Origin of the sequence: Halobellus captivus, from assembly GCF_003697845.1 — an archaeon.
Lineage (GTDB): Archaea > Halobacteriota > Halobacteria > Halobacteriales > Haloferacaceae > Halorubrum > Halorubrum glutamatedens.
In genome coordinates this window covers 19,972-27,656 of record NZ_RDQE01000022.1, presented here as the reverse complement: position 1 = coordinate 27,656, position 7,685 = coordinate 19,972, and the positions used below count along the sequence as shown (strand labels likewise).

Annotated in this window: 8 protein-coding genes and 2 pseudogenes; 3 read left to right on the top strand and 7 right to left on the bottom strand. The window is 58.1% G+C overall.

Translation table 11 applies throughout. The features are described from left to right. Positions 1 to 96: 96 nt before the first annotated feature. From EAO78_RS16835 to EAO78_RS16805, 7 genes and pseudogenes are all read right to left on the bottom strand, one after another. Positions 97 to 945: pseudogene (locus tag EAO78_RS16835) on the bottom strand (RNA-guided endonuclease InsQ/TnpB family protein); the annotation flags it as partial. A gap of 363 nt (positions 946 to 1,308) precedes the next feature. Next, positions 1,309 to 1,853, bottom strand: a pseudogene (locus tag EAO78_RS16830) (GDP-mannose 4,6-dehydratase); the annotation flags it as partial. Between the two features lie 39 nt (positions 1,854 to 1,892). Continuing rightward, entirely contained in the window at positions 1,893 to 2,384 is a 492-nt protein-coding gene (locus EAO78_RS16825; protein WP_122106934.1) for a PIN domain-containing protein, read from the bottom strand. Next, on the bottom strand, positions 2,381 to 2,629 hold the full coding sequence (locus tag EAO78_RS16820) for a UPF0175 family protein (RefSeq protein WP_122106933.1): 249 nt from the start codon (positions 2,627 to 2,629) through the stop codon (positions 2,381 to 2,383). Before EAO78_RS16820 ends, EAO78_RS16825 begins: the two co-directional genes overlap by 4 nt. A 144-nt stretch (positions 2,630 to 2,773) precedes the next feature. Continuing rightward, positions 2,774 to 3,760, bottom strand: coding sequence for an SDR family NAD(P)-dependent oxidoreductase (locus tag EAO78_RS16815; protein WP_122106932.1), 987 nt, complete (start codon positions 3,758 to 3,760; stop codon positions 2,774 to 2,776). 92 nt (positions 3,761 to 3,852) lie between these two features. Continuing rightward, positions 3,853 to 4,179 carry a DUF5615 family PIN-like protein gene (locus tag EAO78_RS16810; RefSeq protein WP_122106931.1) on the bottom strand — a complete coding sequence of 109 codons (327 nt, stop codon included), beginning with the start codon at positions 4,177 to 4,179 and terminating at the stop codon, positions 3,853 to 3,855. Beyond that, on the bottom strand, positions 4,176 to 4,406 hold the full coding sequence (locus tag EAO78_RS16805; RefSeq protein ID WP_122106930.1) for a DUF433 domain-containing protein: 231 nt from the start codon (positions 4,404 to 4,406) through the stop codon (positions 4,176 to 4,178). The genes EAO78_RS16810 and EAO78_RS16805 overlap by 4 nt, the downstream gene beginning before the upstream one ends. 313 nt (positions 4,407 to 4,719) lie before the next feature. On the opposite strand from EAO78_RS16805, the gene EAO78_RS16800 reads away from it, so the two are divergent. The 3 genes from EAO78_RS16800 (at position 4,720) to EAO78_RS16790 (ending at position 7,661) form a co-directional block, all read left to right on the top strand. After that, positions 4,720 to 5,253 (top strand): DUF7342 family protein, encoded by a 534-nt coding sequence (locus EAO78_RS16800; RefSeq protein WP_122106929.1) that lies wholly within the window; start codon positions 4,720 to 4,722, stop codon positions 5,251 to 5,253. A 253-nt stretch (positions 5,254 to 5,506) separates the two neighbouring features. Next, positions 5,507 to 5,656: a hypothetical protein gene (locus tag EAO78_RS18550; protein ID WP_238987747.1), complete on the top strand. Its 150-nt coding sequence runs from the start codon at positions 5,507 to 5,509 to the stop codon at positions 5,654 to 5,656. Between the two features lie 340 nt (positions 5,657 to 5,996). Beyond that, a complete protein-coding gene (locus tag EAO78_RS16790; protein ID WP_162498095.1) occupies positions 5,997 to 7,661 on the top strand; it encodes an ABC transporter substrate-binding protein in 1,665 nt (554 codons plus the stop codon). The last annotated feature ends 24 nt before the right edge of the window (positions 7,662 to 7,685 follow it).

The following is a 7,685-nucleotide window of genomic DNA, read 5'->3' as shown; positions in this document are numbered from 1 at the left end:
GTTGAGTAGCGCGACGCCCATAATCGCCTTCTCGACCTCATTTCCTCAAACCGTTACGGAAGGATCCCGCCGCTGTCTTCCATTTTCAATAGAGCAGATCACATCACAATCGTGTTCGACGGCCTCCGTAACGATCTCGTTAGCGACGATGTGAATGTACTGTTTCCGCCATGCTTCCTCTCGCTTACCGAGGCGAAGCAAGGCGTTGTGCGCGGCTTGCGTGCCGCGCTGTTGCATCGCGCCCCGTCGCTTCTCGAACTCGCGGGACCAGTGGTCGTAGTCGTCTCCCTGCCAGAAGCGCCCGGTGGAGGCGACGGCGAGACTATTGACGCCGAGGTCGATACCGAGGACTGTTTGGTGCTCGGTATCTGCCGAAACCTCAGACGGCTCGCCGTCTCCTTCAGAGTCGTACTTCCGGGTGGTGATATGGAAGTAGAACTCGTCGTCCACTGTGTCGTACTGAAGCGTGCTCGCTCGGAACTCGAACTCTTCGGACAACACGTACCGTTCGTACGGCGTGGGGCTATCCGAGGGAAGTTCAAACTCACACTCAACACGCCCGTTGACAGTCGAGAGCGAGACTTTGTTCCGGTAGAACGTCGCGCTCCGCTTGTCGTAGAGCATGCTCCACGACGTGAACTCCGGTTGACTCACTCGCTTACCGTTCTTCCACCGTTCGACACATCCTTTGACGGCTTCAACGCCGCGTCGGATGGCTTCCTGAACGAGGTTTGCGGTGAGGTCAGTTTCCTCACGGAGTTCGTCGTAGAGCGCGTCCCGTACGGTTGTGTTAGCCGTGACACACTCGTTGTAGGAGTGGTCGGACCAACAGAACTCAGCGGCATGATTGGCGCAGTAAAGAAACTGCCGGGCGGATTCGTGGAGGTCGCCGCGTCGACTGTCGGGAACGACGAGTTTGACAGGAGCGGTACGTCGGACCTCTATATTTCAGATGTGTCTCTAACGCTTCTTAAATATTTGGGAGTCAGGCGGTTTCAGTATGCCAGTTGTGACGCACCATGTCGGTTTCCTCTCCGACCTACTCGCTCACTCCGTTCGCTCCTTGAGGCCGGAGGCTCCACCTCGATAATGCTGATCGCTGTAGCGAACACGGGTCTCTGGTCTCGAATTACGGAGAATCTACAACTGACGACGACTAACGTCTGTTACCACGAACTCAAGCGCCACGTTCGGGAAATGTCTGAGTACGCGCCCGAAGGGACGAGAGAGCGGTGGGTTCACGATGGGAGCAAGCGAGCACTTGAAGCATTCGACGGCGAGGATACGTCGTTTACCACGGTTACGTGACGGCTCGTACCACGCCCGATTCTCACGATACCACTCGATGAACTCGCCGACGCCCTCCGTGATCGTCCGTGATGGCTCGTACCCGATCAACTCCTCCGCCTTTTCAACGGACGCGTGCGTATGCTCGGCGTCGGCCTCTCGAGCCGACTCGTACTCGATCTCCAGCTCGGGCGCGAGCTGGTCCCGAACGACCTCGGCCAGCTCCTGAATGGAGATGTTGTCGGAACTCCCGATGTTCAACACCTCGCCGTCGACAGAATCGTCCGTCAACAGCGTCCGGTTCGCGTCCACCACGTCGTCCACGTACGTGAAGTCCCGCGTCTGCTCGCCGTCGCCGTAGATCACGGGCGGCTCCCCGTTCAGACACCGGAAGCGCGTGCGCTTCCGAGCCCTCGTTCGCGCCGCTCACGAGGACACCGCGACACGAAATTCGAGATCGCCACGTTCGGGCGCATCCGCGGCCGGTACACCGTGAAGGACCGCAGCACGGAGGTCGACAGCTTGTGAAGCTCCGTGTACACCCACGTCATGTGGTTCACGGAGAGTAAGGCTCTCAACGCACAGCCACTCGTCGCCGTGAGCGCTCACTCGGTCGTCTCACTTCCGTCCATTTCGAGGGCGCGTTCGTACAGCGCGTCCGAGATCCAAAATCCTGCCGTACGGAGCGCATCGAGTTCCGTTTCGAGATCGATCTCCTTCCGGGCGGACGCATGGAGGAGGATCCCAACGACGCCGGTCACCGGGACGTCGTGACGCGTGGCCGTCGCACGACCTTCGCGCTCGTCGATGAGCACTCGGTCCGCGTCGATATCGACGGCGTACGCGATGGCCGCCGCCTCTCCGCGATCGAGTTCTCGCTCGAACTCGGTTCGGAGGTCGGTCGGTTCCGAAGAAACGACCCGCATCCCGCCCCGGTCGCGAAACGCTTCGATGCGGTCACGGCCATCGAACCCAGCGGTGAGTTCGTTCCAGACCGCCGTCGGAACGACCACCTCACCGAATTGGGCTTCCACGAGGTGAAGCCGTTCGATCAGTGCGAGATTCAAGATCGGCGACGTGTTCGAGACGACCGTCATTCACGCGCGTACTCGACGTCGAGTGCGAGGTCCGCCTCCGTGTAGTGTCGCTCTACCTCACGCTCGCCGAGTAGCTGATGGAATTTCGCCTTCGAGAGCCCGGCCAATTCTCGTGCCTTCCCGAACGACAGATATCCCTCCCGGTACAGCGACACCGCGAGCTCCTGCCGGACGATGGGCTCGCGATCCTCCGGCGGTGCCGCGATCGCATCCAGCACGTCCGGCGGGAGGTCGATACTGCTCATACCTACTGTTTCGACGCCGTGCTACTTAGTAACCTCGTTCGGGCACGTATCCGTCGATCTCGGAGAAGGGAATTCTGTCTTCACTCAATGTCCTACGGTCAGCTCAATGATGTCCAAGACCGTCCTACCCACGTGCCCCGGCTCTTACGACGACCTGACGAGCGGTTCGTACCACTCCCGATTCGCCTCATACCACTCGATGAACTCGCCAACGCCCTCCGTGATCGTCCGTGAGGGCTCGTAGCCGATCGTCTCGTTCGCCTTCTCAACGGACGCGTGCGTGTGCTCGGCGTCCGCCTCCCGGGCCGACTCGTACTCGATCTCCAGTTCCGGCGCGAGCTGGTCCCGAACGACCTCGGCCAGCTCCTGGATCGAGATGTTGTCGGAACTCCCGATGTTCAACACCTCGCCGTCGACCGAATCGTCCGTCAACAACGTCCGGTTCGCGTCCACCACGTCGTCCACGTACGTGAAGTCCCGCGTCTGCTCGCCGTCGCCGTAGATCACGGGCGGTTCCTCATTAAGACACCGCGACACGAAGTTCGAGATCGCCATGTTCGGGCGCATCCGCGGACCGTACACCGTGAAGTAGCGCAGACAGACCGTCGGCAGTCCGTGAAGCTCGGTGTACACCCGCGCCATGTGCTCCTGCGTCACCTTCGTCACGCCGTAGGGGCTCACCGGCTCGGTCGGATGGTCCTCCTCGTAGGGAAGCGACCGCGGCTTGCCGTACACTGACGAGGAACTCGCGAGGATCACCCTGTCCACGTCCGTCTCTTTCGACGCCTCAAGCAGGTTCACCGTCCCGTCGACGTTGATGTCGGTCACCCGCTGCGGGTTGTCCACGCTCTCGCGCACGCCCGCCTGCGCGGCCTGGTGAACTACCACGTCCGCGTCGTCGACGACCTCCCGGACCGTCTCCGGGTCGCGGACGTCGCCCTCGACGAACCGGTACTCGACGTCTCCGTCGGCGGCCACTTCGCGATGAACCTCGAGGGTGTGTCGCTTGATCCCCTCCGCGTAGAACGGTTCGAAGTTGTCGAGGACGGTCACGTCGTGGCCGTCCTCGAGGAACGCCTCCGCGAGGTGGCCGCCGATGAAGCCGGCCCCCCCCGTCACGAGCACGTGCATACCGGGCGGTCCGCTCGCTCACTCAAAGGTTTCCTGATCCGTTGCCGGACGAGTTGCGATGTCGACCACGTCTCTGGTCGATCTCTCTTGAGTCAAAGATACTGAATCGAGCGATCGTCTTCCACGCGATGTTGGAGGTGTTCGTCGACGATCTTTACGACGTCACCGATCTGCCGTCCGGACTGTCGAACGTATATTAATCCCCCATGTGGGATCCCATCGCTTTCGACGAGCGAGAGGAAATCGTCATCGAAGGTCAACAGAATCCAGTCGTTTTCGACCGCGTACCGCAACTGTTCGTCGTCGGGATCTCCGAGCGTGCCTTCGTCTCTGGCAGTGTGAACGGTCCACCCGCGCCGACGCAGTCCGTCGGCAACAGGAATCCATATACTCTCGTCACAGTACAGGGGCCGCGTCATGCGGAGGCGGGCTCAGACGAAGAGGATCGGAAATCGTCGATGTGGTCATAGTAGTACGCGAGTGCGCGATGGACGTCGCTGAGGCTGAGATCGGGATACAGTTGCGTAATCTCGTCGGGACTGTACCCACTATGTTCGTATGCCGACGCGACATCTTTGACGCGGATCCCCGTCCCTTCGATGGTTGGCGCACCATCGCTGTGGTCGCGATCTCGAACGATTCCCATACCAGAGAATGGCCAAGCAACGACTTGAAACACAGGGTTCGACTGAGTGTACCGTCTGTCGGGAGTGCTCTCTCATTGAAACAAGGGGCCGCTGGGTGGACGACCGTCACGACGGAACACCGGCGGGAGATGGCCGCCGATGAATCCGGTTCCACCGGTGACGAGAACGCGCATATCGAAAGGATCGCTTCGCTTCCGCACCGGTGTCTTGCTCCATCGTCGCGTGCGACGACACGCGCACTGGATGAAATTTTGTGAAACCAAATAAATCGTGGAGTGTAGATTTATTTAGCTAAAGTTCCAACCAACGGGTATGCCCTCGGAACGTCCACCCCCGGAGTTCGACCTCGCCGAGGGGTTCAAAGCGGATCTCGAGTCCGAGCCCGCCGACGAACGGGTGTATCGAATCGCCTGCCAACTATACGACCCCGCTGGCGTGTCGGACGTCGCAGAGCGCGCCTCGTGTGCGCCGGATACAGCTCGGCGACATCTCAAGCGGCTCGCCGACATCGGCGTCGTCGAAGCCGTCTCCGAGTCCCCGCTCACGTACGCCCGGAACGAGTCGTACTTCGAGTGGCGACGCCGAAACCGCCTCGAGAAGCAGTCACAAGACGCACTGCGGGATCGCCTCGCCGAGCTCACCGCACGCGAGGCGACGTTTCGAGAGCGGTTTGACGCGGAGTCGCCGACGGCGGTGGACGCCTTCGATCACGCCGATTACGACGACATCGAGGAGGTCTGGATCGAGTTGAGCGAGTGGCACACGGTCAGAGAGCGGATCGAGCGACTGGAGGCCGTGCGGCGGGATCGCGACGCCGACTCGTCCGTCGAGGAGAATGCGGCGTGACCGGTTCCGATCCGTCGCGTTCCGTCGACGAGGAGACGCTCCGTTATCTCGGCCGGGTGTTCGATCGTCGACCCGAAATACGCCGTACGTCGCTGTTTCCCGCGAACAAATTGGAACGTCTCGTCGTGACGCTCGACGCCGAGTACTACCCGAGTCACGTCGACGACGCTTCGATCGAACTCCGCGCGTACACGAACGGTGACTTTCACGTCTCGTATCTCGAATCTCGGTCAGGCGAACGACGACGATGTCGATGGGATCGACACGATCAGCCGCACAACGCCCGGGATCACTGGACGCCGGCACGGCCGCCGCTGTCGACCGGAGCTACGCGACGAATCTCACGCGTATTATCGAGGAGACCGTGCTTCCGTGGATCGACAAGCGGGTCGGTACGCTGTGAGGGTCAACCACCGATTGAGCCTGTTTGAATCAGATCGGAGCGTTTCTTTTTCCACCTATCTGTTTCAGTACCCATATTACAAACTGTTCAACATAGCAGTATATCTAAACGTAATCTGTATAGAACCAGTACGTATGAATCTACTAGATGAATAGTATTAATAGTATGAATAATTATGATTATGAAGGTATCCGACTTTCATACAACGTATGATAGTTTCATATCCGTGGTCTAACGCCCTATATACACACATATTCTGTAATCACAAATTTCCATAGAAAATATAGTATATCTGGTACTTCCCGGTAGTTATATGAATGGATGGTCTCAACCGAATGGCATGCCTAAACTTGACAGGCGAAAGTTCGTACAAGCTGGCGCCGGGTCGTTGCTAGCGACGGCCATGGCTGGCTGTATGGACAGCGGGAATGGAGACACCGGCGACGGAGAGGCTACTGATGATGGAGAAACTCCAGAGACTCCAGAAACAGAAGGCGACGCGTTCCGCATCGCTTGGTCCAGTGGAATCAATAACGTACACCCGCTCGGCTGGCTAAACATTGCGGACTTCGACACAGTCCGGATGATATACGAGCCGCTTGTGAGCGTGAATGATCAGGCACAGGCAATCCCGCACCTCGCTGACTGGGAGGTTAATGAAGATGCAACCGAATATACCTGGAATCTACGTGATGACGTTACGTGGCATGATGGTGAACCACTGACGGCTGAGGACGTAGCGTACACCTTCAAGCTCATTCGCGAATACACTTGGCCGTATCTTGGATTCCTCTCAGATGTTCTTGGCGACCCTGAAGACTACACTGTCGAGGAGCATACACTCGTTACACCGCTTCAGGGACCGTTCTCTGCGTTACCTCTCGCACTCGCAGACTTGGGCCTCATTGCACCGAAACACATCTGGGAAGATATCGACGAACCAGCGGACACCAACAATCTCGATAACCCTATTGGGAGTGGCCCGTTCCAGTTAGAAAATCGCGAGGAGAGTCAGTTCCTTCAGTACTCCGTGAACGAAGACTACTGGGGAGACAGTCCGGCCTATGACGAAGTGATCGTCGAAATTATCGGAGAGACAGACACTCAAATGCTTTCTCTCCAGCAGGGAGACATCGATATGACTCGTATCGATGCTGGTTCTCAGGTGGACCAAATCGATGAGAGTGAGAATCTAGACCTGATCGAGGCCGGATCGACATTTATCCATTACCTTTCGTTCCAAACGGAACGAGAGCCATTCGACGATCTCGCTGTTAGACGAGCGATCGCAACGGCAATCGATCGCCAGCAACTGATCGACCTCGTGATGGCAGGATACGCAACCCAGGCGTCAAGTATCCTTACGAGTGGGTTAGAATACTTCCACAACCCAGACGTGCCGACATACGATTACGACCCGGGAGAAGCGGAAGCCATCCTCGACGAGAATGGGTATGAATTACAGGGGGACACGCGTGTCACGCCCGACGGCGAAGAGATGTCGTACGATTTGACTATCTCGAACGTCGACGTGTGGCCCCGACTAGCGGACGTGATACAGACACAACTGGGCGAGATAGGGATCGACATCACGGTCGATAACGTCGAACCGGGAACGTACACCGACCGGGTACAGGTTGAACACGACTACGAGATCACGATCTCAAATTGGCGGCTCTGGTTCGATCCAGACCCGTTCTTGGCACCTTCTTTCGAAGATGAAGGTGTTCAAAATTACTCGAAGTACCAAAACGACGACTTCATCGACGCAATGCAGGCACAGCGTCGAGCCGTTGATGACGAAACCCGGCAAGAACATCTCTACGAAGCTCAAGAAATCATTGCTGAAGATATCCCATGGTATCCGCTGTACTACCCCGATCTACTCCACGCTGTTAACAACGAGCGATGGACAAACGCAAATCCCATCCCCCGCTACGGAATGGACTCTGCCTACGGACATGACACAGGAACTGGCCCGCTCCTTCAGTTGGAGGAACTATAGACCGATATTCGTTCCAGTTAACAT